The organism is Candidatus Nanopelagicales bacterium (assembly GCA_037045355.1).
GTDB lineage: Bacteria > Actinomycetota > Actinomycetes > S36-B12.
In genome coordinates this window covers 81,469-106,300 of sequence record JBAOHO010000026.1, presented here as the reverse complement: position 1 = coordinate 106,300, position 24,832 = coordinate 81,469, and the positions used below count along the sequence as shown (strand labels likewise).

Sequence of the window (24,832 nt, the reverse complement as noted above, 5' to 3'; positions counted from 1 at the left end):
CTCGCGGTAAGAAGGGCGGACTACTGCCGGAATCGGGCTCCGGAATCGGGCTCCGGCCAGGTCCCCGCATCTGCGGCTTGAGGTGGACCCGCCGTCAATCGAGTCGGGATGACACCACTCCAGAAGGGCAAGTCGATGTCCTCTGGCTCCTCCTCGGGCGGTCCTGTGCGCACCTTGGCCGACACCGCCCGCAACGGGATCCGCAGCACCGCTGTGGCCGCCGATTCCCTCGCGTTGGCGGGTCGACTGGACGTGCTCCTGCCGGGCGAGACGTGCTCAGTGATAGCGGCCAGGGCCAACTGCTTCTCGGCCTCATCGGTCACCAACTCGGCCGCGCCGCGGATCACGACGCACCGATAGTTCAACGAGTGGTTGAACTGGGACTTCGCCAGCACAAGACCGTCCACCAAGGAGACCGTCACACACACAGAGACCGGCATCTCGGACAGACCGAGGCCAGAACCGGTGGACGCATGCACATACAGCACGTCATCGACTCGAGCGTGGATCATCGGCAGGACAAGCGGGCCCCCGGCGTCGAATCCGACGTGACAGATGAGCGCCTCGTCGAGTGTGCGCAGCACGACATCAGCGTCGTAGGTGATCCGGTGCTTCTCCCGATGTGGAGAGGTCACGTCTGTCGGTGGGAACTCCATGTGGACAGTCAAGCAGGCCGTGGCGCCCCGAGTGACGCCTTGTCCGCTGAGAGACCCAGAGCCCGGAAACTGCGTGGTGAGGTCGATCCGTTGCGCTGACACCGCGATCGACCTGCCCTAGATTCACAGAATCATGCCGACGTGAGGATCGAAACAATGCGACTCGAACGAACCGCTGCCGCAGCCGCTGCTGCAGCCCTGGCGATCAGCGGCATAGCAGTCATGTCCGCCGTTTCGGCGCAGGCCGCACCTGGCCCCACCAGCCAACCCGCGGATCCGAACCCGCCCCGCCCGGATCGCATCAAGGTCCGCTGGGACTGGACCATGCCCGCGACCATGCGGGACCTCACGACCACCGCCGCGCCGGACTACACCCCCGAGCCCGGCGCCGACGGGATCCCCGATGACCCGATGAACCCGGTGCCGGGCTACCCCGAGGCGGGTAACGCGCGCTACGGACCTCTGCCCGACGATGACCGATTCCTGGTGGTGCTCGACGCGTCCCGCTCGTCGGGAGCCGGACCACTTCGCTGCACGTGGCGCTTCGACACCGAACCGCGGGTGGTGCGGCGTGGCACCGCCTGTCGTAAGCCGGTCCGGGTGCGCCTCCCCGAGGGCACTCATTCGATGACGCTCACCGTGCGCGACCGAAACGGAAGCAAAACCCGTGCCGACGCGATCACCGTGAAGAACGTCCTGATGGCCATCACCGGCGACTCGTACGCCTCCGGCGAGGGGTTCCCCCCCTTCCGTTCCGTGGTGGACGGGCAGGTGCAGATCGATTGGGATGAGCCCGCCTGCCAACGCAGCCGGTGGAGCGGTTTCGTCCGGTCCGCCCTTGCGGTCGAGGAATCGGATCCCCGCTCGAATGTGACGCTGATCGATGTGGCGTGCGCCGGGGCACAGGTGGAGTACGCCGTCCAGGTGGGGACGTCCGCCAGCGGAGGGATGCTGTGGCCCCAGCAGAAGCTGGCCCCGAACGGGATTCCCGGCGACTACATGCCCGCCCAGATCGACCAGTTGCGAAAGATCGCTGCCGGGCGACCCTATGACGTCACCCTGCTCAGCATCGGTGGCAATGATGCCGGCCTGGCACCGATCGTGAAGACCTGCTACGTCGACGACGTGATTCTCGGCAAGGGCAACTGCTACATGGAGCCGCCCGTGGGCTCGTCGGGCAAACCGTTCTATCAGGTGGTGGATGAGAGCCTGGATGTCCTGGACGACCGCTACGCCCGTTTGGCGCCGTGCTTCGGAGCCGAGGGCGGAGCCGCTGACTGCGAAACCGTCAAACTCGTGTCCGGACAACCGGCGAACGCACCGACCCCGAGTAAGCCGATGAAGCTCGATCAGGTGAGCGATCTCGTCCAGGCGATGTACCCGGATCTGACACAGGTGTCCAACGGTGTCGGCGGCCTCGAGCCCTGCAACACGGGTCCTCCGCTGGAGAGTCCACTGAACCAGATCGACAACACCTGGGCCTACGGCACCCTCTACACCGGCACCCCCGGCAAGAAGGTCTACCTGCCCACGAACCTCCCGCAGTACGAGACGCCGGACCCGAACCCAGTGGTGGCCGGAGCCTATGGCCTGGTGCCCCTGCTTCATCAGAACCGCGCGAAGCATGGGTGGAGCGTCGGGTTCTCCATGTACCGCGCCAGTCACCCATACGGGATCTGCGCCCCAGGATCCTGGGTCTACGGATTCACCAATGGCCAGCAGCAGGGGGTCTCCAACCCCAGTGGCCTCCTGCATCCGAATGACACCGGGCAACAGGAGTACGCGGACATGCTGATTCCGATGTCGATCCGGCGGGCGGGGCTGCCCGTCAGCCGCTGACTCCGGATCGCCACACCGAGTCCACCCGGAAGGGCTCAGGGCCGCCGTGCGCCCGGCGGCCGAGCGGTGTCGAGGGCGGGCGGTTCCACGGAGGGGACAGCGGAGTCGACCCAGGCGTGCGTGGGTATCGGGACCGATGCCAGGGTCGCGATGTGGCCACCCGCGACCGGTCGGAAGTCCCCGCCCGCGGGATCCACAAGATCGACGGTCATGTCGTTGACGTGATTCGCAGCCCAGAACTCGGCGTCGTCACTCCAGCCGGAGTCCATCTCGGCAGTTCCGTTCCGGAAGACGTTTCCTCGGATCACGAGTTCGTCGTCGGCCAGACTGGGAGCGGGAACATTGGAACCCGCCGGCGGGTCGGTCGCATCGGCGACCTGGAGATGAGACCACTGGCTCGACACTCCGGGCGGATTGAACACGAGGTTGTTGACGAATGCGATCCGACGGCTCGGGATCCACTGGCCGTCCAGACCCGCGTTGCCCCACCCACCCAAGTCGTGATGACGTCGACACGTGGCCGTGTCCCCGTCGCAGCTGCGGGATCCATGGACGAACTCGACCGTGTGGCTGCGAGCTCCGACCCGATACAAGGTGTTGTACGCCATGAGGATGTTCGCGCCACCGTTCACACCGAGTCCCGCCCCGTAAGTGTCGTGGATGACGTTGTCGATGACCGAAACGCCATACGCCTCGTAGCGCAGCCAAGGAGCCACCATGAACTCGAAACCCGTTCCTTGTCCCGCGGTGAAACCTCCGGTGCCACAGTCGTGGATCTCGTTCCCCTGGACGACCACCCCGACGCTGCCGCCTTTCACGTAGGCGCACCAGTCCTCGGAATGGTGGATGCGGTTATCGGAGATGGTCGCGTACTGGACAGCCACGAAGTCGATAGCGTTCTCGTAGGCGCCCGAGATGTCACTGCCGTCGATCAGGATGTGGTCGGACTGGTTGATCTTGACGGTCTCGTGGGCTGATCCTCCACCGGCCAGACGGACATCGCGGATCTGGATGTTCGAGCAACGTTCGCAGTGGAACGTGTCCCCGGAGCGCACGATGTCGATGCCGCGCCACGTCAGATACCGCACATCGAAGGCGTTCACATCGCCGGTCAGGGTCACGCCACCGTTCGGGGCGTTGACGACGATCGGGTTCGCCGCGGTCCCGTGACGCTCCTCCCAGTAGTTCGGGATTTCGGTGGCCGAGTAGGTGCCCGGCTGAACCTGGATCCAGTGAGGGGCAGTGAGCGACGCACCTTGCGGGATCCGGCGCCAAGCTTCGGTGATGGTGCGCAACGGACTGTCCTCGGAGCCGACAGCCGCGTCATCGCCGAGGGGCGACACCCAGGAGACGATGGCCTGCGTCGGCGGGGTGACACCGGGCTCGATCCACGGGCTCGGGGTCGTCGCTTCCGGCGGGCTCTGCGAAGGGTCCGGCTGCGGGGTGGGTGCCGGGGTCGGACTCGGGGATGAGGGGGCCGCACGCGGGACGAACCAGGCTGAGGGGCCGGCGATTCGACTCCATCTCCCGTCCCGCTTGCCCAGGATCCGTACGCGGTAGCGCAGGTCGGGCTGCAGCTCGGACACCCGGACTTGGCGCCGAGGTGTGGTGACAACGGTGTGCCACTTGCGATTGGGGGTCCGGAGCTGAACCCGGTATGCGCGGGCTCGCGTGCGCCAACTGACCACAGCACTTTCCACCCGAGCTGTGACCTTCACCTGGCCTGCGGCGGCAGCCAACTGCGCAGCAACCGTGGCATCCGACTGAGGCGGGACCGTGACAAGGAGGACCACCGCCAGTGCACACACGGCGGCGACGACGGGGCTGCGCGTCCGAACGCCCACATGTGCAGTCTATGCGGGCAGGCACGGCATGGCCGGGACACCATCGGCCACCACCCGAAGAGGCGACGAACAACCTGCGTCGGGAAGGTTCGTCGGTGCTCAGTCCGTGGGGTCCATCCGGTAGCGGTGGTACTGGGCGCGCAGCGCCACCCCCGCGAGACGATCTCCGAGGCTGGGGTGCGCGGAGAACCGGTCGCGATTCTGCTGGATCCATTCCCGCAGTGGCAGTGCCGGGGAACCCGTCACCTGAGCCACGGTGTCGGTCACCAGGTCAGCCCCGCCGGCACGCCACGCGCGTAGGTGGCAGAGAACCTGCACGTCGAGCGTCTCGCGGTCGGTGAAGCCGGCGTGCTTGAGCATCAACCCAGCGAACTCGTCCTCGGGAAGGTCGCAGTACTCGATGGATCGATGGAGTACTTCGGAGAACTGGGCGACCACCTGTGGCATGTCCAACGCCTCGGGACCAGTGCACTTGTAGTCCATGCCATCGTGGCCATCGGTGGTCACAACGGTGGCAAGGACCCGAGCGACGTCGGACAAGGCGACCATGCCGATCTTCCCGTGCCCCGACATCCCGAGCCACACGCCCATAGGGATCATGTCAGCGAAGCTGTTGAGGCTGGTCTCCATCACTGAGTTGGGCGACACGAGGGTCCACGGCAGTCCGGATGCCTTCAGGTGGTCGATGGCCTCCTCATGCTGCCGGCTCAGGGCATCACCGTGGTGCTGGACGGCACCGGAGATATCGATGATGTGGGGAGTTCCCGCTGCGCGCGCAGCATCGATGACTGCCTTCTCCCGAGCGGCGATGTGGTCGTCCATGGGAGACGTAAGGAATATGTGGCTGGCACCAGTCACCGGAGCCACCAGCGTCTGCGGTTTGTCCATGTCCGCCTCGACGACCTCGAGGTTGGGCGCAGAGAGCGTGAAAGCCGCCCGATCGCGGACCATCGCCCTGATCTGGACCTGATCGTCGTCCAGGAGTTGCTCGATCAGGGCCCGGCCGAACATGCCGTTTCCTGTGGTCACCAGGAGAGTTCGCGTCATGCTCCCTTGTACGCCTCGGGGCAGGGTGGCGGCAAGACCAACCGGGACCTCGTACAGATTCGGCGTGGTGTCGGCCGTTCAGCCTGCGGCTGCCATGGGCCGATCAGCCTGCGGCTGCCATGGGCCGATCAGCCTGCGGCTGCCATGGGCCGATCAGCCTGCGGCTGCCATGGGCCGTTCAGCCTGCGGCTGCCTGGGCCATGGTGAGCGCCGACATCGCAAGCACGAGCACGGCGAAACCGACCCCGAGGCTGCGTTGTGACCAACTCGTCGACCATCGAGCGGCCGCCGCCGCCGCGATCAGGACGCCGATGGTGACGGTGATCGCGGCCGGAACGTCCAACACCTCAGTGGCCCGTGGGACGAACGCCGCGGCGGAGTTGACCGCAATCACGAGCAGCGCGGTGGCGGTGGCCCGGTGGATCTCCATTCCCAGGACGAGTACCAACGCCGGGACGATGAGGAATCCCCCACCTACACCGAAGAACCCTGTCATCAGGCCGACGACGAGCGCCGTGCCCACGACCAGCGGCCAGGCCGCCCGATCTCTGGGAGGGGCTGATGCCGCGGAGTCTGTCTCGGAGATCGCGCGGCGCAGCATGAGAACCCCGGCCACGACAAGAAGGACGGCGAATGCCGCCAGTTGGATGGTGTCGTCGGTGCGCAGGGCGAGGACCGAACCGCCAACGGCGCCAGCCGTGCCCATGGCAGCGAAAGTCAGGCCTTCGGCCCAGTCGACCCGTCCCGCTCGGGCATGGGGAATGAGTCCGCCGAGAGCACCGATTCCGACGACTACGAGCGCGGTCGTGCCCGCCTCGTCCGCGGGCACTCCCGCAGCGACCAGCAGCGGGATCGCGAGAATGCCGCCGCCACCACCGAAGAGTCCAAGCGCCAGCCCCAACGCCACTCCGATGAGAGCGAAGACGATCAGACTCACGGGCACCTCGCCGTCGGGGAGCCCGCGATTTCGACGCGGTGAATCACGATGGGTCCGATCAGTCCGCGTACGCCTCACCGAGCATCTGCTCGTGGTGACTCAACACGATGTCCAATCCCGCGGGTGCAGCATTGGTGAAGGCGTCATCAACTGCCACGACGGGGATTCCCGCCCGGGCAAGCAGAGATGCCGCGACCATCGCCCGGAACCCACTACCGCACGAGATCCAAATCCGGGGGTCACCGCCGGCGTGTGCAGCAGCCTGCGACCATGCCTGCAACTGACCCATGTGGTCGGGGACTTCGTGCAGCGGGATGTGGCGGGCGCTCGCGATATGGCCCTCTTGCCATTCGGTCCGGCGGCGAGCATCCACGAGGATCCGCTGCGGGTTCTCGTTCAGCGCCTCGGCGAGGCCGATGAACGTGACCCGCTCGACGCTGCGCAGATCTGCGGGACCTGTGGTCCAGGTGCCAGGATCACCGACATTTTGGGCTGCGGGTCGATCGATCCCGATCCGAGTGAGGCTGCGCTGGAACTCACTGATCTGTTCTTGGGTGGCGCCGAGCAACGTGATCGGCGTGCCCCAGGGAACAAGCCACCCCAAGTACGTGATCGCATTGCCATCGGTGTCGAAACTGAGCGTTCCGGCGAGGTGCTCGGCGGCCCACAGCCGTCGTTGACGCAGATCCACCACCCATTCGCCTGCATCGATCCGCCGCCGCAACTCCTCGGGATCAGCGACATCAGCCGGGCTGAGGTCGATCTCCCGCGCGCCGCGCTCGTTGGCCGGGCCCATGTGGCTGTAGTAAGCGGGGAAGGCGTCGAGTCCTGCGAGAAGTTCTGTGACGAACTCGTGTTCGTCGAGCAGCGCGGCGGGGTTGGTGGCCGCCTGCTCGCCGACTGTCGAGGCGATGCCGACCGTCGCGGTGGCGCTGCAGAAAGAGCCGAAACCGTGCGTGGGCATCACTGCGGCGGAGTCGTCGACACCCGTTACCAGTTTGCGCACCGAGTGCCACTGCGCATGTGCCAGACCCTCGGTGGCCTCCGGGCCGATGAGGTCCGGCCGTCCGACACTGCCGAAGAGAAGGGAACCACCGGTGAAGACGGCCTGGTCCGATCCTTCGACGCTGACCGCGTAGGACACATGGTGCGGCGTGTGGCCGGGAGTATGCATGACTCGCCAGGTCATCTCCCCCGCAAAGAAGACATCACCGTCACTGACGAGACGGGCGTCCTCGAAGTCATACTCGTGCCCCTTGGGCACGAGGTACTCGGCTCCGGTCTGGCGCGCCAGCACCAGTCCGCCGGACACGTAGTCGTTGTGGACATGGGTCTCGACGACATGGGTGACGGTCCATCCGTGCCGGTCCACAACCTCTTGGATGCGATCGATGTCTCGTTGGGGATCAACGACGACGGCCGTCCCCGAGTGGGCGACGACATACGAGCGATCGCCCAACTCTGGCGTGTCGATGGTCTCAATGGTCAGTGCAGTCATGACTGGAGGGTCCCTTCGAGCGAACCTGCTTGCGAACCTGATTGCAGGGGAAAGCCGAGGCGGTGCCACGCTTCGGTGCCACCGGCAACGTTGACGGCCGGGATGCCGCGCTGGGCGAGCCACATGACGACCTGACCGGATCTGTTCCCGGTGCGGCAGACGACGTATGCCGGCGCCTGTGCACTGAATGCCTCTTGGCGTAGCGGCACCAACGCCATCGGGATCCACTTGGCGCCAGGGAGGTGACCGCCGTCGTATTCCGCTTGTTCCCGGACGTCGATCACGACGGGGTCTGCTGTGACCATGAGGTTCCTCAGGTCCTCAACCGATATCTGGTCGATCATTGGTGTCCTTTCGGTGCAAGCGAAACGGCGGTCGGATGTAACCGCCATTCCGCAGGCATCAGCGGCAGTCGCAGCGGCGATCCGCCGGCACGGAGGCGAGAACCTGGGCGGCGTGATTGCCGCAGCCGGCGTAAGTGACCTTGCGGCACGACGGGCAGACAGCGGGACTGCACATTGTGGTGGCTCCTTGTTCACAGATTTGAGTGGGTACCCGCAGGGGTATCTATCGGGTTCCCAGATCGTATACCCCAGGGGGTATAGAGGCAACCCTTGGATCCTGCTGTGTCTCAGTCCCGGTTCAGTAACCGGGTTCGGTTCGAGGCCGAAGAGACGGAAGTGGCCGAACAGGCGAACAGGTCGAACAGGTCGAACAGGTCGAACAGGTCGAACAGACCGTACAGAAAGTGTTGCAGCGGGACTCGCTGGTGCCTCCCTCTTGTGAGGCTTCCCCGTGAGGCTTCCCCGTGAAGCTTCCCGTGAAGCTTCACGGCGAGGCTTCCTGGCGAGGATGGGGAGCCGTTCAGAAGGGCTGAGGTGAGGAATGAATGCCGCATACTCTGTGGGTCAACACGCGACGCGGACAGGTCAGAGTCGGTTCGACAGGCGAGGAGCGGGGCATGGGGACCGATTCCGAGCTCGTTGCGCGACTGCGCAACCGGGATCCCTCCGCTCTCGGCGAGGTCTACGCCCGCTACGCGGATCGTTTGTTCACCTATGCGGTCGGCCAGATGGGCGGAGATCGTGACCGCGCGGGCGACGCTGTCAGCGACACGTTCCTCCTGGCCTACGACCGCATCGACCAGCTACGAGATCCCGATCGTCTCCGTGCCTGGCTGTACGCGATCACCCGTAGTGAATGCCTGCGCCGGCACCGCTCGGCCGCACGGACAGTGGCTCTGGGCGAAGGGCATGACGTGATCGACACGTCAGCCGCCGTGGACCAGGACCTCGAACGCTCCGAGGCCCGGGAGTTGGTCGCCACGACCCTGGGCACCCTGAACGATCCCGATCGAGAGGTCCTCGAGCTTGCGCTGCGGCATGACCTGGATGCCACTGCGGTCGCCTCGATCATGGGGCTCAGCGCCACGCATGTCGGCGCGCGTCTCAGCCGGGCGCGCAAGCAGTTGGAGAAAGCACTGCTGAGCGCCATGTTCGTCCGCACCCGGGGAGCCGACTGCAGCCAACTCGAGGAGATCCTCGCGGGGGCGGACGAGGGCTCGAAACTGTTGCGCAAGCGTGTCACACGCCACGTGGACAACTGCGCCGAGTGCGAACGACGAAAGCCGGGAATGGTGGCAGCCATCCCATCGCTCGCAGTTCTGCCGATGGTGGCGGCACCCGACTCGCTGCGGCGTCTCGTGTTCAGCGGAAGACCCGGCGGCGAAGAATCAGCCCTGGACACGGCAGGGTCTGAACGCGTCCCCCACGACGGCCCGGGTACCAGTCCGCCCGACCCCTCGGCAGGCCAGGCCGCCCCGGCAGCCAGCAAGACCGGACCACCGTCCCGGCGTACCGAAGCTCCGCCCGGCGATGGGGGGCCCCTGGCGCCGGTGCCGGTCGCAGCATCGGACGTCGCCGAATTGGCGCGCAGAGCAGCCGAAGTGTCCCGCGATCGACCGCCATTCGGGGCAGATGGATTCCCGACAACGACGGCTCTCGGGGGCAGAAGTCGAGGAGTCCTGATCGTCCTGGCGGCCGCAGCCGTCGCCATGCTCGTTGGTGGCCTGATCTGGTGGACATCAACTGAGGCTGACGAGCTCGCTGCCGGCACCAACCAGGCTCTTGGGGCGGCGGCCACCGGTACCACGCCCGCTGCGAGTGCCCAACCCCCCCAACCGAGCCAGACGCAAGCGAAGGAGGAGCCGGCGACCGAGCTCGACGACGGGACCCAGACGTCCGCTGACGACCCACCAGTCGGAGTCGCCGAGCCGGCCCCGGTCGACGCAGCGGCCCAAGGGACGGCGCCCCTACCGCTCTCCGCAGGCGGCGGTGACCCCAAGAAGCCACCTGTCGCGCCGACACAACCGGTCAAGACGCCCAAGCCGACTCCGAGCCCATCCCCATCCGGAACCAGACAACCGCGCCCGACTCCCACAGCAACACCGCAACCGACACCCACCGCGTCACCGACTCAGACCATGAGTCCGACCCCGGCGCCATCGCCCAGCGCCTCACCGACGGTGACAGTCGGGCCCCTGCCGACGTTGTCGTGGACCTTCACCGACCTCGCGGCGGGCACTTGCCCGGCGGTGTTCAGCGGCGAGGTCACGGCCACTGTGGCCGGCGGTGCCGTTGCCACAGCCACGGCCGTTTGGACTGACACCTTCACGTCAGCAACAGGGCGACAGAACCTCACGAAGAGCGGCGACACGTTTTCTGGGACTGTCACCGGCATGCCGACTCAGACCACGGTGCTGATGACGGTCGAAGCGCTTGCGGAGGACGGGCGGCCGCTCGACGAGCAGGTCCGTGACGTCTCCCACATCTGTCCCGGATGACGTCCACCCATCCCGGACTCCCTCCCACACACGAGGTTCAGAACAGACCCATCGGTCAAGGTCGGCCAGGAGGTGATGGCAAGTACGCAAGGGTCGTAGCCTGTCCGGATGACGTCAGCCGAAACCCGAGTTGATGTGCTGGTGATCGGCGCCGGACCGATCGGGATCGAGACCGCTGTCGTCCTGGCCGGTGAGGGGTACCGAGTCCTGACCGTCGATGCCGGGGCCATCGGCGCCACAATCGCGCGAACCTTCCCACCCGACACCCGGTTCTTCACGTCACCGGAGCGATTGGTGATCCGGGGCCACAACATCCAGACCACCACTCAAGAGAAACTCACGGGTGAGCAGTACCTGGCCTACCTCCGGGCGATCGTCGCCACCACCGGCATACCTGTTCGGACTTTCCGCCGAGTCACTGACATCCAAGGGTCCGCTGGGGATTTCCGAGTCCGACTGCGCGACTCAGCCGCCACGCCCTCGACTGTGCGCTGCGCGACGGTGGTGTTGGCGACAGGTGGCACGGATCGGCCTCGGCGACTGGGCGTTCCCGGAGAGGACCTGCCCCACGTTCACCACTACCTGCGGCAACCTCATGACTTCTTCGGCCGCAGGGTGCTGGTCGTGGGTGGCCGCAACTCAGCCGCAGAGTCCGCGCTCCGGCTCTACCGGATCGGAGCCGAGGTGTTGCTGTCCTACCGACAACGTGAACTTCATCCCCGGGTCAAGTTCTGGATTCGGCCGGAGGTCGTCTCCCTGATGGCCGAACAACAGATCACAGGACTACTGCCGAGTACCGTCTCATCGATCGCCGCGGGATCGGTGACTCTGACAACCCCCGAGGGCCAAGCCCGGGTGCCGGTCGACGATGTGCTCCTCCAGATCGGATTCGAACAGGACCGCTCCATCTTCGAGCTCGCGGGTGTCGGCCTGACCGGTCCCGAACGGGCACCGATCCATGACCCTGCCACCATGCAGAGCCAGGTTCCCGGGGTCTTCGTGGTCGGAACGGCCACTGCCGGATCTCAGGACGGATTCACGGTGTTCATCGAGAACTGCCACCAGCACGCGGATCGAGTCGCCGCCTGCCTCGCCGGCCGCCCCGCTCCCGCACCCCAGCCGGTGCGGCCACTCCCCGAGAGCTGAGCCCGGATCCTCGGCCAGGGCTTAATCACCGCCCACTTCGGCCTTCAGTGGGGGCAAGCCGTGTTCAGCGCCGGGTGCGCAAGACGAACGCGCTCGTGGGGCTGACCCCGCCCGAGTTCCCGGCGAAGATCTTGACCGTGTACTTGCGACCGGGGGAAAGCCCACGGACCCTGGTGGACGTCCCGGTGACCGTCACCCAGGACCTGTGGGTGCTGGATTTCGCCACCTTGACCTCGTAGTACGTGGCACCCGACACCGCGCTCCACATCAACTTGGCCTTGCGCTTGCCGACGCTGGCCTTCATGCTGCCGACTGCGGCCGGGGCAGCCGGGGTGACCGGGTTAACCGGATTCACCGGGGCGGTCCCATGATCGACGTACAGCAGTAGGTTCGGCGAACCACCCTGTCCGTACGGGAACGTGATGACGTTTGCCGTTCCCTGGGCCAGCAGTGCTTGCTGAATGTCCGCCCCCGACGCACTGGGGTTCAGTTGGCGCACGAGCGCCAACGCACCCGCAACGTGCGGAGAAGCCATGGACGTGCCGCTCATGATGGTGGAACCACCACCGAGTCGCACCGAGAGGATTTCTTCCCCGGGCGCGGAGATGTCAACGCACGGACCGTAGTTCGAGAAACTCGCGTCGTTGTCGCTCTGATTCGTCGCGCTGACCGTCAGCACTGCCGGCTCACTGCCCGGTGAATCGCCGCACGCGTTGGCTGCGTCGTTGCCTGACGCGACAGCGACGGCCAGACCGCGGGACACGAGACCCGCGACCGCGGAGTTCACGACAGCGCTGTACTCACCGCCCAGACTCATGTTGACCACGGAACCGGCGGGCGCGTTGTTGGCCACCCATTCGATCCCGTTCAAAGTGGCCTCGACGGATCCACTGCCGTCGCAGTCCAGGGTCTTGACCGGGTGCAGGGTCGCACCAGGCGCGACCCCGTACGAGGTGGACCCGATAGTCCCGGAGACGTGAGTGCCGTGGCCGTCACAGTCCTGGGCGCTGGACCCGTAGGCGTAGGCCCCATTCCCGATGCGTCCGGAGAACTCCGGGTTCGACGCGTCGATCCCCGAGTCGATGACGTAGACATTGACCCCGCTACCTGTGGCCGTGGGCGAGTAGTCACCGTCGAGCGGCAACGACCTCTGATCGATGCGGTCCAGTCCCCAGGCGGATGTGGCGGCTTGAGTGTTGACCCGAGTCGACTTCATGGGCAGCGGTTCGCCTGGCGAGGCCACATCGTCGGAATGAACGCTGAGCATCCGGTTCGGTTCGACCGCGACTACACCCGGCTCGTCGGCGACTGCCGCCGCCTCGGCGGGAGTCAAGTCCGCAACCGCCCCCTTGAACACCGGACCCGTGAGGTCGGTGAAGTCTTCACCCGCCAGCACCTCGTCAGCATCTGCGCGCCGGGACAACTGGACGATGTACCCGTCCGACCCGGTGGGATCGGACAGTTCCAGCGCCGTGTCAACTGTGGGCGCATTCGGTGTCGCGGCCCCGGCCGGAGCCATACCTGCGAAACCAAGGCTGGAGAAGGACAGGGCAGTCGCGGCGCCGCCGATGGCGAGCAGTCGTAGTGGTGAGGAGAAATTCGATCCGAGCACAGCGGTCATCGCTCTCACCTCTTCATGTCAATTCCATCGTATCCGGCTACGCCGCCGGTGAATGCCCTCAGGCGTGGCATTCGAGTGAGCGCCCTGCCCTCATCGACCTGGGATCGTGACATCTTCGGGCAGAACGGTCAGCGGCTCACCCCGGGAAATGGCGGAAGTGACGCTGGCTTCAGCCGAGTTGCGCATCGTTCGAGCATTCCCGAAGTCCGGCAATGCCCGCGCGGCAATCGCCACTTCACGGACCCGTTCGCGCGTCCCGTCGCCCACCGCCGCGCCGGCTTTGGTGACGAACGACTCCCAGATGGCCAGTAACTCGTCCTCGGTGAAGTCCGTGAATACCCATTCCGTCGCGAACCGGGAGGTAAGTCCGGGATTGGACCGCATCAAGTCGTGCATGGGCTCGGTGTAGCCCGCGGCGATGACGACGAGGTCGGAGCGATGGTCCTCCATCATCTTGAGCAGTTCCGCCAATGCCTCGGCTCCGAAGTCGGAGTCCGATCCGGACTCAAGCGCATAGGCCTCATCGATGAACAGGACACCGCCCAAGGCCCGCTGGACGACGGCTCGAGTCCGCGGCGCTGTCTGGCCCACATATTCGGCCACGAGATCAGCACGGGTCACCTCCACCAGGTGCCCAGACGACAACACCCCGAGCGCTGCGTACAGCTCGGCGGTGAGCCGGGCGATCGTGGTCTTCCCAGTCCCCGGCGGCCCGACGAACAGCATGTGCCGAGACGGTTCCATGGAGGGCTCACCTGCTGCTTCCCGCGCAGCCCAGAATGCGGCTGACGTGGCCAACTGGTGCATGTTCGACTTGATCTGCCGCTGCCCGGCGAGTGCGTCCACCTGGGCCAGCACATCGCTGACGGGGGTGTGGCCGCCACCCACCATGGTCAAGAGAGAGGATGCCTCCGCTGCCTTGACCGTCTGCACGTTGACCCGGATGCTCGTGCCTGAATCCGTCACCGGCGCGGTAGCGATCAGCCGCTCCAACGCGTACTCCGCAATGCGCGCGTTACGCAGGTCGCCGATGGGTCGCACGGCAGCGATCATCTCGTCGACCAACGGCTGCGCTTCCGGCTCGATCATGACGTTTCGCTCGCGTGCCAAGAGCGCGAAGACCTCACCGATTTGCGGCTCGGTCAACTCGTGGGTGGGCACGAGCGAGAATCGCCGCAAGAGGTTGGGCGCGGCGAGGACAGCTGCCTCGAGTTGTCCCGCTGAGACGGTCGCCACGACCAAGCGGGGAGAAACCAACTCCAGCGCCTGTTCGAGCCGTTCCAGGCCATAGGCGCCGCCCCCACCGGCGATCGCTTCATCCAATCGGGTGACCATGACCGCACCCGTGTCACCCTGTTCGACGATGGCGGCGACGTCGCCGGCCGCGGATTCCCGCGTGTCCCACTGTTCGGCGCGAACGTCCAGCAGCTTCGGAACTTGAGCGGCAGCAGCCAAGTAGCGCGCAGCACGGCGGGCGCCCACGCCTTCTGGTCCCGCGATGAGCAGTCGCACCGAACGGCCGGCCTGCAGTGCCGAACGTGCCGTGGTGACGGCGGCCACCAGTTCCGGCTGACCGATGATGGCGGGCCCGGGTTCCGCCACGCTGGAGACTCGGGCCACTTGCGTGGCACCGTCCGGCGCCGGGTCGTCGGCTTCGGCATCCGAGCCGTCCGGACTGTCGTCGGCCTGGGTGTTCGGTGCCGCGGAGGAGTCGGCCGTTGCCGTTCTTGGTCGGGCGGTGCGAGCGCCCAGCGCTGTCCACTCATCGCGTACCCGCATGGCGGTGGTGAACACGCGCTCGGCCGCATCCGAGGGGGCCTGACCAGCCAGCGCCTGCGGAGACGGCGAGCACCATGCCCGAGACAACCGAGGTGACGTCCGAGACCAGCGCCGGGTCCTTGACCCTGCCCAGGGTGTCGATCCGATCCAGCAGTCCGGACAGGTCCGATGAGGCACCTGCACCGGTGGACGGGGCGAGCTCAGGAACTGCCGAGGTCAGAACCTGCGATGGTGCGGGACCTGCCGACAGCACCCCTGCGGATACCAATCGGGAGGCCGCGGAGTCCGTCGCCTTGAGCAACTCGGCCGCACGATTCCTCGGGTCACCGAACTGCAGGGGCAGCGCGACAGCGAGCTGAGCGTGGTCTGCGAGCCACAACTGCTTGCGGGCATCAGGAGTGGGCGCGGCCACGTCCGCCTCGGCCGCTGAGCGATCCAATGCCCGCAGCCGACAGACACTTCCGAGCAATCTGGCGGGCTCAGTCAGCGAGGGCACGGTGGACAGGGCGAGATAGAAATCGCCCAGGAGCGCCAATCGACTCTGCCACAGCCGGACGTTCGCGCCGGTCGACACGAGGTCAAAGGGGTACAGCCCTGGGGGCACCTGGGGGGGCGCTGGTTGGGGCTGCTTCCGGTAGGCATTCCAGATGCCGAGAAGTTGCTCGGGGCCGAACCCCGATATCAGTCGGCCCGGCCCGAGGAGGAGATTCAACAAGCGTTCACTCGCCGGGATCATGGTGCCGGTACCGATCACCCAGTCGAGGGACGCGGACACGTCTCCAGGAAGCCGTAACGTCGTCTCGGTCTCCCGCAGCCAGGTGCGCAGTCGGGCCGCGAGATCGGGCGAGCAATCGAGCGGGCCGAGCCCCCACACGTAGCCATCGGCCAACTCGTCGAATACAACCATCGCCTTATGCCGCCCTGTTTCCCACTGTGAACATCAGTCAGGCGCGCGGCGGGCCGGACGGCGTGATGAATCCGAAGTACTTGCCGTTGACGGCCTTGACCCCGTAGTAGATGTTCTGTCGGTAGCCGCTCGACAGCGCAGCAGCGCCCTTGCACTTGAGAACCGTTCCGTTGAGCGGTGGATTCGCGACCTTGTTCTTCAGGGTCTTGCCACCTTTGATCGAAGTGGCATAGACGCCGCCCTTCGCCTTCTTCTTGCTCAACCGCACGATGTCCGACTTGATACTGCGGCAGTTCGGTTCGGCCGCCGAGGCCGATGCAGTCGGCCAGAAAGCCCCGCCGACAAGGAGCGCTCCCATTATGGCCGCGATCACGGTCTTCTTCATCGGTCAGCAACCTCTCTCGCCGCACGTGCTCTCTCGCCGCACGTGCTCTCTCGCCGCACGTGGTGGTCCACGTTCACTCACCATGGAAACTCGTCGCTGGCCAGTCGCAGCGACAGCTCCCTGCGCACCAGCGCCTGCAAGCTCTGGGCCCAGCGTAGGGCCAACCGTCGATCCACTCTCAGGATCAATCCGACAGCGCGGGTACTTGCACCCCTTCAGCGGCGAGCCGAAGTCGGATACGTCGGTACTCGCGGTCGATCCGCGACGCCTGCGCCGCAGTCATGTCCTGGCGCCACCGTCCACTGTTGCTGGCCTGCGGTGTCATCTCGGTGTCGAAGAACCGGCGCATGCGGGGAGCATCGTCGATGTGGAGATGATCCAGGATCCTGCGATAGTCCCGCTCGCGATGCTCACCGACGAGTTCCTCCAACTGAATCGTCAGCGACACCGACTCCGGGATCGACGTCATGGCCCGGTGTCCGGCTGCCAGGCGGCGTCCCCATTCCCGCAGCGCCCGCAAATGGTTCGATGTGCCCCACCCACGGCTGACTACGGACGCCGCGACATCGCGACCGTCACGGATCATGTTGATCAGCTTCAGGTCCGGGAAGAGGCGATACAGGGCATCGATGCGGTAGCTGTTGTCCGGCGTGGTGTCGACCCATCGCGACTTGCCCCGGGCCCTCGTGGTGGGATCGATCAGATCGGCCGCCAGCCATCGCCCGGCCTCTCGCGGATCGTCCGCCAGGGAGGACTCGAACCTGCTCAGGGCGGCCGCCAACTGATCCCGTTGAACTGCTTTGATCAACCCGATGTTGCGCCCGTCTTTCCACCATTCGCGCGCATACCAGAAGCCCTGCATCCGATCCCGGAACGCAGCCTGCGGTGACAGGTGGCCACGCCTCAGGGTCATGGCCCGCAGTCGCAGTGAGACCCGTCCTGATTCGGCCGAGTCGACGATGTCGCACAGACCACCGGTGTTGGTGAGGAACCACATCTCGGCGGGACGGGTCACCGAGATGACGGGGTGCTTGTTGAGCAACCCCTTGCCCATGACCGTCGTTCCGCTGCGGCTCATACCGCCCACGAAGATGGGCCGAGCGAGGCGAACACCCGGCTGCGAGGATTGCGCCACCCGAACCTCCCGATCTGCTCGCCATCACGGTATGCGACCGCCCCGGGGAGGATCGTCGGGAACCCCTCAGGTGGACCCCAGGACACACTGCGCAGTCGCGGGCCGCTGGCGGTCTCAGACGTCGGGCACGAGAACCGGGGTGTCGTGATGCAGTGTTTCGCCGCGGAAGAAGGGCGGGGCCACGATGTTCCAGACGATCATCAGCACGACACCCGCCAGCAGGGCCCCGACCCCCATCACGAACACCCCGCCGATACCCAGCAGCACGGTGTATCCGTAGTCCGGGTCGTACATGTCGTAGGCGCTCTGCAGGAACACACCGGTCATGATCAGCGCGCCGAGCAGGGGCAGCAGGAACAGGGAGAAGAACTCCCGGACGCCGAGGAACATGTCCTTGCGGAAGTACCAGGCAGCGGAGAATCCGGTGACCGCGTAGTAGAACGCGATGGCCAGTCCGATGGACAGGATGGTGTCCGCCAACATGTCCTCGCTGATCCACTTGAACCCCACGTAGAACACGATGGCCACCACGGCCATGATCAGGGTGGAGAACCATGGGGAGAGGTACTTGGGGTGGACCGCGGCGAAGCGGTCGGGCAGTGCCTTGTACACACCCATGGCCAAGGTGCCCCTAGCTGTCGGCATGATCGTGGTCTGCATCGAAGCGGCGGCGCTGATCAGGACCGTAAGCAGCAGCAGCGGCAGCCCCCATGATCCGAGCAATCCATCGGCCACCTTGGCGAACACGTCGTCGGCGCTCTTCTTGGCACCAAGGCCGGACCGCTCGACACCCGCATACATCTGCAGCGCGATGGTGACCAGGAGGTAGGTCCCCAGGAGGATGACGGTACTGATGACCGCGGCGCGACCGGGGGTGCGCTCGCTGTCCTTGGTTTCCTCGTTGATCGCCAGGGTGGTATCGAAGCCCCAGAAGATGAAGATCGCCAGCAACGCCGCCTGGACGAACGAACTCCAGCCATCGATCGCCAGGGGGTTGAACCACTCCCACGAGAACGCGTCGGCGTCGGGGTTCTGCGTCCCCTGCGACACGTGCCAGAAAGCGGCCACGATGATGGCACCGAGCGCCAGGAACTGCACGGCCACCATGAAGTACTGCATCCGGGCGCCACCCTCGATGCCCCGGTAGTTGATGACACTCATGACGATGATGAACAGGACCCCGATCGGGACGACCAGGCGTCGGCTGTCCGCCAGTGCCGATGGGTCCTCGTGCCCAGTGAGCGCTCCGTAGAGTTCGACCGCGTAGATCCCGACGACATCGGCGGCGTTGGCCATGAAAATGACTCCGGCGACGGCGACGCCCCAACCGCCCAGCCAACCGATCCGGGGGGTGAACGCCTTGGTGGCCCAGGTGAACGTCGTGCCGCAGTCGGGGATGACACGGTTCAGCTCGCGGTAAGCGATCGCCACGAAAATGATCGGGATGAACGCCACGAGGATCGCCGCCGGCGCGAAGTTGCCGACTTCGATGGCCAGATAGCCGACCGTGGCCGCCAGGGAGAAGGCCGGCGCCGTTGATGCCAGTCCTATCGTGATGCTGCCGGCTAGGCCGACGGCGTCCTGCTCGAGCCCCTTCTCTTTGAGGTCATCGATCTGTGGTTCCAGCGCTTCGTCCACCGCACCCCCTATGGGTTTCGCGGCGACCTTCCCTCCGCCGACACGGAAAGCGTACTGTGGTGGCCATCCACCACAACGATTCCGTGGATCGAGGTGACCGGGCTCCGCATCGCATCGTGCAGGTGAAGTCTGCCACCATTCCACTAACGAGATGACAGGGATCCACTCACGAGATGACAGGGATCCACTCACGAGATGACAGGGATCCACTCACGAGATGACAGGGATCCACTCACGAGGTGAGAGCGGTCCCCTCACACACGGAGAAGGTCCACCACCCAGCAAGAAGATCCACCACCCAGCAAGAAGATCCACCCACCAGCGAGAAGATCCACCCACCAGCGAGAACTCATCACCACTGACGAAGGAGAACAGATGCGCATCCTCATGATCGGCGCCGGCGGGGTCGGCTCGTCGGCCGCATTGATCGCAGCCCGACGAGACTTCTTCGAGCACTTCGTGGTGGCCGACTACGACCAAGTGCGTGCCCAAGCGTTGGTGGACCGCATCGGCGACGACCGTTTCTCCGCGATTCAGCTGGACGCCTCCGACCCGCAGCATGTCGCGAACGCATGCCGGGAGTTGCGCGTCACGCATGTCCTCAACGCCGTCGATCCTCGATTCGTCGTCGACATCTTCGAGGGAGCCTTCCTGGCCGGCGCCGACTACCTGGATACGGCCATGAGTCTGTCCAGCCGCCATCCGGACAAGCCCTATGAGTTGACCGGGGTGAAGTTGGGCGATGACCAGTTCGCCCACTCCGACTCCTGGGGGGCGAAAGGCCGGTTGGCCCTGGTGGGCATCGGCGTCGAACCCGGGCTCGCGGATGTGTTCGCCCGGTATGCCGCGGACAACCTCTTCAGCGAGATCGACGAACTCGGGGTCCGCGACGCCTCCGACCTCGTGGTGCACGGCTACGACTTCGCGCCGTCGTTCTCGATCTGGACCGTGATCGAGGAGTGCCTGAACCCACCGGTCATCTGGGAGAAGGACCGCGGCTGGTACACCACCGAACCCTTCAGCGAGCCGGAGGTGTTCGATTTTCCGGAAGGCATCGGACCGGTCGAGTGCGTGAACGTCGAACACGAAGAAGTCCTCCTGATGCCGCGGTGGATCGACGCTCAACGCGTCACCTTCAAGTTCGGACTGGGCGATGAGTTCATCGAAGTCCTGAAGACACTGCGCAAACTCGGCCTGGACCGCACCGAACCGGTCAAGGTCGGCCATCACGAGGTCAGCCCCCGCGATGTCGTGGCCGCATGCTTGCCCGACCCCCTCACCCTCGGCGACAAGATGTCCGGCAAGACCTGCGCCGGTCTGTGGGTCACCGGCACGGGCAAGGACGGTAATCCTCGTGAGGTTTACCTCTACCACGTGGCCGACAACGACTGGACCATGACGGAATACGGAGCCCAGGCCGTGGTCTGGCAGACAGCCATGAACCCGGTGGTCGCCCTGGAACTCCTCGCGACCGGCCAGTGGTCAGGTGCCGGCGTGCTCGGTCCGGAGGCAATGCCGAGCGAGCCTTTCCTGGACTTGCTGACGAACGGCTACGGCCAGCAGTGGCAGCTCCAGGAGCGCACCCCCACGGCAGTGCCGTGAAGTGCCGTGAAGTGCCGTGAGTGCCGCGAAACGACACCGACGAACGACACCGACGAACACCACCAGACACAGATGCACACAGGCAGACCCGCACACAGGCAGACCGCACACCCGCACACCCGCACACCCACGGAGATGACGAGAAACCATGACTGAACCCTTCGGCCCCGAACTCCCCCAGGTCCGCAAGGTCGTGACCGAGATCCCCGGACCACGGTCCCAGGCACTGGCCGCCCGCCGGGCAGTGTCGGTGTCCGCCGCGCTGGGAGCGGCGGTGCCGATCTACGCCGACCGTGCAGGCGGAGGCGTGATCATCGATGTGGACGGCAACTCCTTCATCGATATGGGGTCCGGCATCGCTGTGACGAACGTAGGTAACGCGGCTCCGCTCGTTGCCCAGGGCGTGACAGAGCAGGTGCACAAACTGACCCACACATGCTTCATGGTGGCCGGCTACGAGCCGTACATCGAGGTGTGCGAACAGCTCAACGAACTCACCCCCGGGGATCACGACAAGCACTCGGCGCTGTTCAACTCCGGCGCGGAGGCCGTCGAGAATGCCGTGAAAGTGTCCCGGGCCTTCACCCACCGCCATGCGGTGGTCGTTTTCGAGCACGCCTACCACGGTCGGACCAACCTCACGATGGGCATGACGGCCAAGAACATGCCCTACAAGGAGTCGTTCGGTCCGTTCGCCTCGGAGGTCTACCGCGTCCCGACGTCCTATCCCCTGCGCGATGGTCTCGACGGCCAGGCTGCCGCTGCCCGATCACTGCAGCGGATCGAGTTCGAGGTCGGCGGGCACAACGTCGCAGCCGTGATCATCGAACCGATCAAGGGCGAGGGCGGCTTCGTCGTCCCCGCCCCAGGATTCCTGGCGGCGATTCAGCAGTGGTGCACGGACAACGGCGCGGTGTTTATCGCTGACGAGATCCAGACCGGCTTCTGCCGCACCGGTGAATGGTTCGCGAGCGACCACGAAGGTGTCGTACCGGATGTGATCACGACCGCCAAGGGGATCGCCGGTGGACTACCGCTGGCGGCGGTCACCGGCCGCGCCGAGATCATGGACAGCGTCCACGTCGGTGGGCTCGGTGGGACCTACGGAGGTAACCCGGTCACCTGCGCTGCCGCGATGGCCTCCATCCAGACCATGCGCGAACTGGACCTGGCGGCCCGTGCGCGTCACATCGGCGACATCATGCTGCAGCGACTGACCGACGTTCAGGGCAAAGTCGACGTGATCGCCGAAGTGCGGGGGCGGGGAGCCATGATGGCCATCGAGTTCACCGAACCAGGAACGCTCACACCACTGCCCGACTTGCCCAAGAAGATCGCCGCGTCCTGCGCCCAGCAGGGTGTGGTCATCCTCACCGCGGGCACCTACGGCAACGTCATCCGGCTGCTGCCACCACTGGTGATCGGTGACGAGTTGTTGTCCGACGCGATGGACGTCTTGTCCGCGGCGATCATCGCCGAGGCCGCTCGATGACCGACCCCCACCCGTTCTGGGTTGCGGGGCGGCCTCGGACAAGCGGGGAACTGCACACGGTCCACAACCCATACGACGGTTCACCTGTCGCCGAGCATTACCTTCCCGCGCCGGAGGACATCGAGGCAGCTGTGGTCGCTGCCGACACCAGTCAGGCCGCAGCGAACGCCACCAGCGCCGCTCAACGGGCCGATGCCTTGATGCATGTCTCGCAGCAGATCAGTGAACGATCGGAGGAGATCGCACACCTGATCACCGCCGAGAACGGCAAACCGCTGATGTGGTCCCGGATCGAGGCCATCCGGGCCGTGTCCACGTTCCGCTGGGCGGCCGAAGAGGCGCGGCGTTGGTCCGGAGAGCTGCAGCGGCTCGATACCGAGGCGAGCGCGGTGGGACGCATGGCACTGGTGCGCAGATTCCCGCATGGCCCTGTCCTGGGCATCGCACCGTTCAACTTCCCCCTCAATCTGGTCGCCCACAAGGTCGCCCCGGCGCTCGCGGTGGGGGCTCCGATCGTCATCAAGCCGGCCCCCGCAACACCGCTGACCGCACTGCTCCTGGGCGAGATCCTGGCGGAGACCGATCTGCCGCCGGGCATGTGGTCTGTCCTGCCCCTCGACAACCAGGCCACCGCCGAACTCGTCGCGGACCCTCGTCTGCCCGTCATATCGTTCACAGGATCGGAGACCGTCGGATTCCATATCCAGTCGGAGCAGCCGACGAAACACGTGGTCCTCGAACTCGGGGGGAACGCTGCCGCCGCAGTGCTCGCCGACTGGTCATCCGACGACGATCTCGACTGGGCAGCCCAACGCATCGCCACCTTCGGCAACTACCAAGCGGGGCAATCGTGCGTGTCCGTCCAACGCATCCTGGTCGCCGAATCCCTGTATGACGCATTCACGCCACGCCTGGTGGCCCAGATGCAGGCCTTACCGACGGGCTCTCCGTTGGACGACGGGGTGGTGGTCGGCCCCGTGATCAACACCGCCGCCGCCGACCGCATCGAATCATGGATCACCGATGCCGTGGCCGCCGGAGCCAAGATTCTGACCGGCGGCAGCCGGTCCGACACAACGATCGCGCCCACCCTGGTCGCGGATGCGCCGGCGGACTCGGCAGTGGCCTGTGAGGAGGTCTTCGGTCCCGTGATGACGATCACGACCGTGCGGGATACCGATGACGCCTTCGCGACGATCAACAACTCCCGATTCGGGCTGCAGGCCGGCATTTTCACACACAACCTCAAGACGGCCTTCCGCGCCCATCGGGAGCTACATGTCGGCGGCGTGATCATCGGCGACGTCCCGTCGTTCCGGGCCGATCAGATGCCGTACGGCGGGGTGAAATCCTCCGGCTTCGGGCGCGAGGGTCTGCGCTCGGCCATGGTGGACTTCACGCACGACCGGGTGTTGGTGCTCACCGGACTGGATCTCTGAGTTCCTCCGTCACAAGTTCGCGACCCGTCGAATCGGCGAGGGGGTCGGCAGGGGGCTCACCGAGGCGCACGAACACGACCCCGACGAGGATCAACGCACCACCGAGCAGCTGACTGCCATTCGGAACTTGCGCGAGCAGCAGCCACGACAACCCTGCGGCGAACACGACCTCGGACAGTGCGACGAAGGACGACAAGCGCGCGCCGAGCCGCCCGACAGCGACGATCCCCGTCAGGTAGGCGAACACCGTGGCGACCAGCACCAGACCCGTCGCGAAAACCCACCAAGGCAGCGTCGCTCCCGCCAGCGAGGCTGACGTCGCGACCACGGTGACCGGCAATACACCCAGAAGCGCCACGGCAGCCAGCACCACCCAGCCGATGACCATTCCGGCACCGATGACCAGAACCGGAGACAAGTCGTCGGCCACGGTCGCCGAGAGGAGGAAATAGACCACCACGCAGGCAGAGGCCATCAGCGCCCAAGCCACCCCGACCGGATCGATCGAACCCCCACCCGAGAGGTCCAGCACCAAGAACAATCCGACCATGGCCGCCGCGCCACCCAGGATGGTCAAGCGGCCGGGCCGCTGCCCGCGGCGCACCCACAACCACAGCACGACGAACACGGGGGCGAGGTACTCGATCAACAATGCAACCCCCACGGGCAAAGTCTGGATCGCACTGAAGAAGCCCAGCTGAGCGCCGGCGATGGGAAACACGCCGTATCCGATCAGGAATCGGGAATTGCCGACCAGGGCACGTCCGCGCGAACGCACGAGCAGAACCGCCGTAGGAACCAGCAGCACCACGGCCGCACCCCCGATCCGCACCATCGCGGTACCGCCGGACGACCAGCCGGCGTCGAGCAGCGGCTTTGCCAGCGGACCGGACAACGCGAAGGCCAGCGACGAAACGATCGCGATCACCAGTCCCGTGCTGCGGACGTCGGGTCCAGCGGTCATCGCACTACTCCTTGTCTCTCCCCATCGGGGCCCTTGTCTCTCCTCATCGGGGTCCTTGTCT

General features: G+C 65.8%; 19 protein-coding genes. 6 read left to right on the top strand and 13 right to left on the bottom strand.

All coding sequences use genetic code 11. The features are described from left to right. Nucleotides 1-20: 20 nt before the first annotated feature. Complete coding sequence (locus V9E98_13165) at nt 21-656, bottom strand: pyridoxamine 5'-phosphate oxidase family protein (protein MEI2717913.1); 636 nt, start codon at nt 654-656, stop codon at nt 21-23. 141 nt (nt 657-797) lie between these two features. On the opposite strand from V9E98_13165, the gene V9E98_13160 reads away from it, so the two are divergent. Continuing rightward, a complete protein-coding gene (locus tag V9E98_13160) occupies nt 798-2,495 on the top strand; it encodes a hypothetical protein (GenBank protein MEI2717912.1) in 1,698 nt (565 codons plus the stop codon). A gap of 35 nt (nt 2,496-2,530) precedes the next feature. On the opposite strand, the gene V9E98_13155 is transcribed toward V9E98_13160, so the two are convergent. The 5 genes from V9E98_13155 to V9E98_13135 all read right to left on the bottom strand — a co-directional run bounded on the left by V9E98_13155 (nt 2,531) and on the right by V9E98_13135 (nt 8,165). After that, nucleotides 2,531-4,339 carry a right-handed parallel beta-helix repeat-containing protein gene (locus V9E98_13155; protein ID MEI2717911.1) on the bottom strand — a complete coding sequence of 603 codons (1,809 nt, stop codon included), beginning with the start codon at nt 4,337-4,339 and terminating at the stop codon, nt 2,531-2,533. Between the two features lie 99 nt (nt 4,340-4,438). Then, complete coding sequence (locus tag V9E98_13150) at nt 4,439-5,386, bottom strand: NAD(P)H-binding protein (protein ID MEI2717910.1); 948 nt, start codon at nt 5,384-5,386, stop codon at nt 4,439-4,441. 178 nt (nt 5,387-5,564) lie between these two features. After that, a complete protein-coding gene (locus V9E98_13145; GenBank protein MEI2717909.1) occupies nt 5,565-6,323 on the bottom strand; it encodes a sulfite exporter TauE/SafE family protein in 759 nt (252 codons plus the stop codon). A 58-nt stretch (nt 6,324-6,381) separates the two neighbouring features. Beyond that, nucleotides 6,382-7,821 carry a rhodanese-like domain-containing protein gene (locus V9E98_13140; protein MEI2717908.1) on the bottom strand — a complete coding sequence of 480 codons (1,440 nt, stop codon included), beginning with the start codon at nt 7,819-7,821 and terminating at the stop codon, nt 6,382-6,384. Continuing rightward, on the bottom strand, nt 7,818-8,165 hold the full coding sequence (locus V9E98_13135; protein ID MEI2717907.1) for a rhodanese-like domain-containing protein: 348 nt from the start codon (nt 8,163-8,165) through the stop codon (nt 7,818-7,820). Before V9E98_13135 ends, V9E98_13140 begins: the two co-directional genes overlap by 4 nt. Before the next feature lie 617 nt (nt 8,166-8,782). Here V9E98_13135 and V9E98_13130 point away from each other — a divergent pair. Both V9E98_13130 and V9E98_13125 read left to right on the top strand, forming a co-directional pair. After that, entirely contained in the window at nt 8,783-10,663 is a 1,881-nt protein-coding gene (locus V9E98_13130; GenBank protein MEI2717906.1) for a sigma-70 family RNA polymerase sigma factor, read from the top strand. Nucleotides 10,664-10,771: 108 nt separating this feature from the next. Beyond that, nucleotides 10,772-11,809 (top strand): NAD(P)-binding domain-containing protein, encoded by a 1,038-nt coding sequence (locus V9E98_13125; GenBank protein MEI2717905.1) that lies wholly within the window; start codon nt 10,772-10,774, stop codon nt 11,807-11,809. Nucleotides 11,810-11,873: 64 nt separating this feature from the next. Here V9E98_13125 and V9E98_13120 read toward each other — a convergent pair whose 3' ends face one another. The 6 genes from V9E98_13120 to V9E98_13095 all read right to left on the bottom strand — a co-directional run bounded on the left by V9E98_13120 (nt 11,874) and on the right by V9E98_13095 (nt 19,274). After that, a complete protein-coding gene (locus V9E98_13120; protein ID MEI2717904.1) occupies nt 11,874-13,430 on the bottom strand; it encodes a S8 family serine peptidase in 1,557 nt (518 codons plus the stop codon). Nucleotides 13,431-13,520: 90 nt separating this feature from the next. Next, on the bottom strand, nt 13,521-15,224 hold the full coding sequence (locus tag V9E98_13115) for an AAA family ATPase (protein MEI2717903.1): 1,704 nt from the start codon (nt 15,222-15,224) through the stop codon (nt 13,521-13,523). Further along, on the bottom strand, nt 15,193-16,116 hold the full coding sequence (locus V9E98_13110) for a hypothetical protein (GenBank protein MEI2717902.1): 924 nt from the start codon (nt 16,114-16,116) through the stop codon (nt 15,193-15,195). Before V9E98_13110 ends, V9E98_13115 begins: the two co-directional genes overlap by 32 nt. Before the next feature lie 37 nt (nt 16,117-16,153). Beyond that, the gene (locus V9E98_13105) at nt 16,154-16,501 is read right to left on the bottom strand and encodes a hypothetical protein (GenBank protein MEI2717901.1); all 348 of its coding nucleotides are present in this window, start codon (nt 16,499-16,501) and stop codon (nt 16,154-16,156) included. Between the two features lie 184 nt (nt 16,502-16,685). Continuing rightward, the gene (locus V9E98_13100) at nt 16,686-17,636 is read right to left on the bottom strand and encodes a sulfotransferase (GenBank protein MEI2717900.1); all 951 of its coding nucleotides are present in this window, start codon (nt 17,634-17,636) and stop codon (nt 16,686-16,688) included. 114 nt (nt 17,637-17,750) lie between these two features. After that, nucleotides 17,751-19,274 (bottom strand): APC family permease, encoded by a 1,524-nt coding sequence (locus V9E98_13095; GenBank protein ID MEI2717899.1) that lies wholly within the window; start codon nt 19,272-19,274, stop codon nt 17,751-17,753. A gap of 375 nt (nt 19,275-19,649) precedes the next feature. On the opposite strand from V9E98_13095, the gene V9E98_13090 reads away from it, so the two are divergent. The 3 genes from V9E98_13090 (at nt 19,650) to V9E98_13080 (ending at nt 23,807) form a co-directional block, all read left to right on the top strand. Beyond that, the gene (locus tag V9E98_13090) at nt 19,650-20,876 is read left to right on the top strand and encodes a saccharopine dehydrogenase C-terminal domain-containing protein (protein ID MEI2717898.1); all 1,227 of its coding nucleotides are present in this window, start codon (nt 19,650-19,652) and stop codon (nt 20,874-20,876) included. Nucleotides 20,877-21,024: 148 nt separating this feature from the next. Continuing rightward, a complete protein-coding gene (gene gabT / locus V9E98_13085) occupies nt 21,025-22,368 on the top strand; it encodes a 4-aminobutyrate--2-oxoglutarate transaminase (GenBank protein MEI2717897.1) in 1,344 nt (447 codons plus the stop codon). Then, the gene (locus V9E98_13080) at nt 22,365-23,807 is read left to right on the top strand and encodes an aldehyde dehydrogenase family protein (protein MEI2717896.1); all 1,443 of its coding nucleotides are present in this window, start codon (nt 22,365-22,367) and stop codon (nt 23,805-23,807) included. Before gabT ends, V9E98_13080 begins: the two co-directional genes overlap by 4 nt. On the opposite strand, the gene V9E98_13075 is transcribed toward V9E98_13080, so the two are convergent. Continuing rightward, nucleotides 23,788-24,771 (bottom strand): EamA family transporter, encoded by a 984-nt coding sequence (locus V9E98_13075; protein ID MEI2717895.1) that lies wholly within the window; start codon nt 24,769-24,771, stop codon nt 23,788-23,790. The two genes, V9E98_13080 and V9E98_13075, sit on opposite strands and share 20 nt — an antisense overlap. Nucleotides 24,772-24,832 lie beyond the last annotated feature (61 nt).

Excerpts from the sequence above, each read along its gene's own strand:
- V9E98_13165 (MEI2717913.1), bottom strand. The coding sequence starts at position 656 with ATGGAGTTCCCACCGACAGACGTGACCTCTCCACATCGGGAGAAGCAC.
- V9E98_13080 (MEI2717896.1), top strand. The coding sequence starts at position 22,365 with ATGACCGACCCCCACCCGTTCTGGGTTGCGGGGCGGCCTCGGACAAGC.
- V9E98_13135 (MEI2717907.1), bottom strand. The coding sequence starts at position 8,165 with ATGATCGACCAGATATCGGTTGAGGACCTGAGGAACCTCATGGTCACA.
- gabT (MEI2717897.1), top strand. The coding sequence starts at position 21,025 with ATGACTGAACCCTTCGGCCCCGAACTCCCCCAGGTCCGCAAGGTCGTG.
- V9E98_13120 (MEI2717904.1), bottom strand. The coding sequence starts at position 13,430 with ATGACCGCTGTGCTCGGATCGAATTTCTCCTCACCACTACGACTGCTC.
- V9E98_13105 (MEI2717901.1), bottom strand. The coding sequence starts at position 16,501 with ATGAAGAAGACCGTGATCGCGGCCATAATGGGAGCGCTCCTTGTCGGC.
- V9E98_13090 (MEI2717898.1), top strand. The coding sequence starts at position 19,650 with ATGCGCATCCTCATGATCGGCGCCGGCGGGGTCGGCTCGTCGGCCGCA.
- V9E98_13150 (MEI2717910.1), bottom strand. The coding sequence starts at position 5,386 with ATGACGCGAACTCTCCTGGTGACCACAGGAAACGGCATGTTCGGCCGG.
- V9E98_13140 (MEI2717908.1), bottom strand. The coding sequence starts at position 7,821 with ATGACTGCACTGACCATTGAGACCATCGACACGCCAGAGTTGGGCGAT.
- V9E98_13130 (MEI2717906.1), top strand. The coding sequence starts at position 8,783 with ATGGGGACCGATTCCGAGCTCGTTGCGCGACTGCGCAACCGGGATCCC.
- V9E98_13110 (MEI2717902.1), bottom strand. The coding sequence starts at position 16,116 with ATGGTTGTATTCGACGAGTTGGCCGATGGCTACGTGTGGGGGCTCGGC.
- V9E98_13075 (MEI2717895.1), bottom strand. The coding sequence starts at position 24,771 with ATGACCGCTGGACCCGACGTCCGCAGCACGGGACTGGTGATCGCGATC.
- V9E98_13125 (MEI2717905.1), top strand. The coding sequence starts at position 10,772 with ATGACGTCAGCCGAAACCCGAGTTGATGTGCTGGTGATCGGCGCCGGA.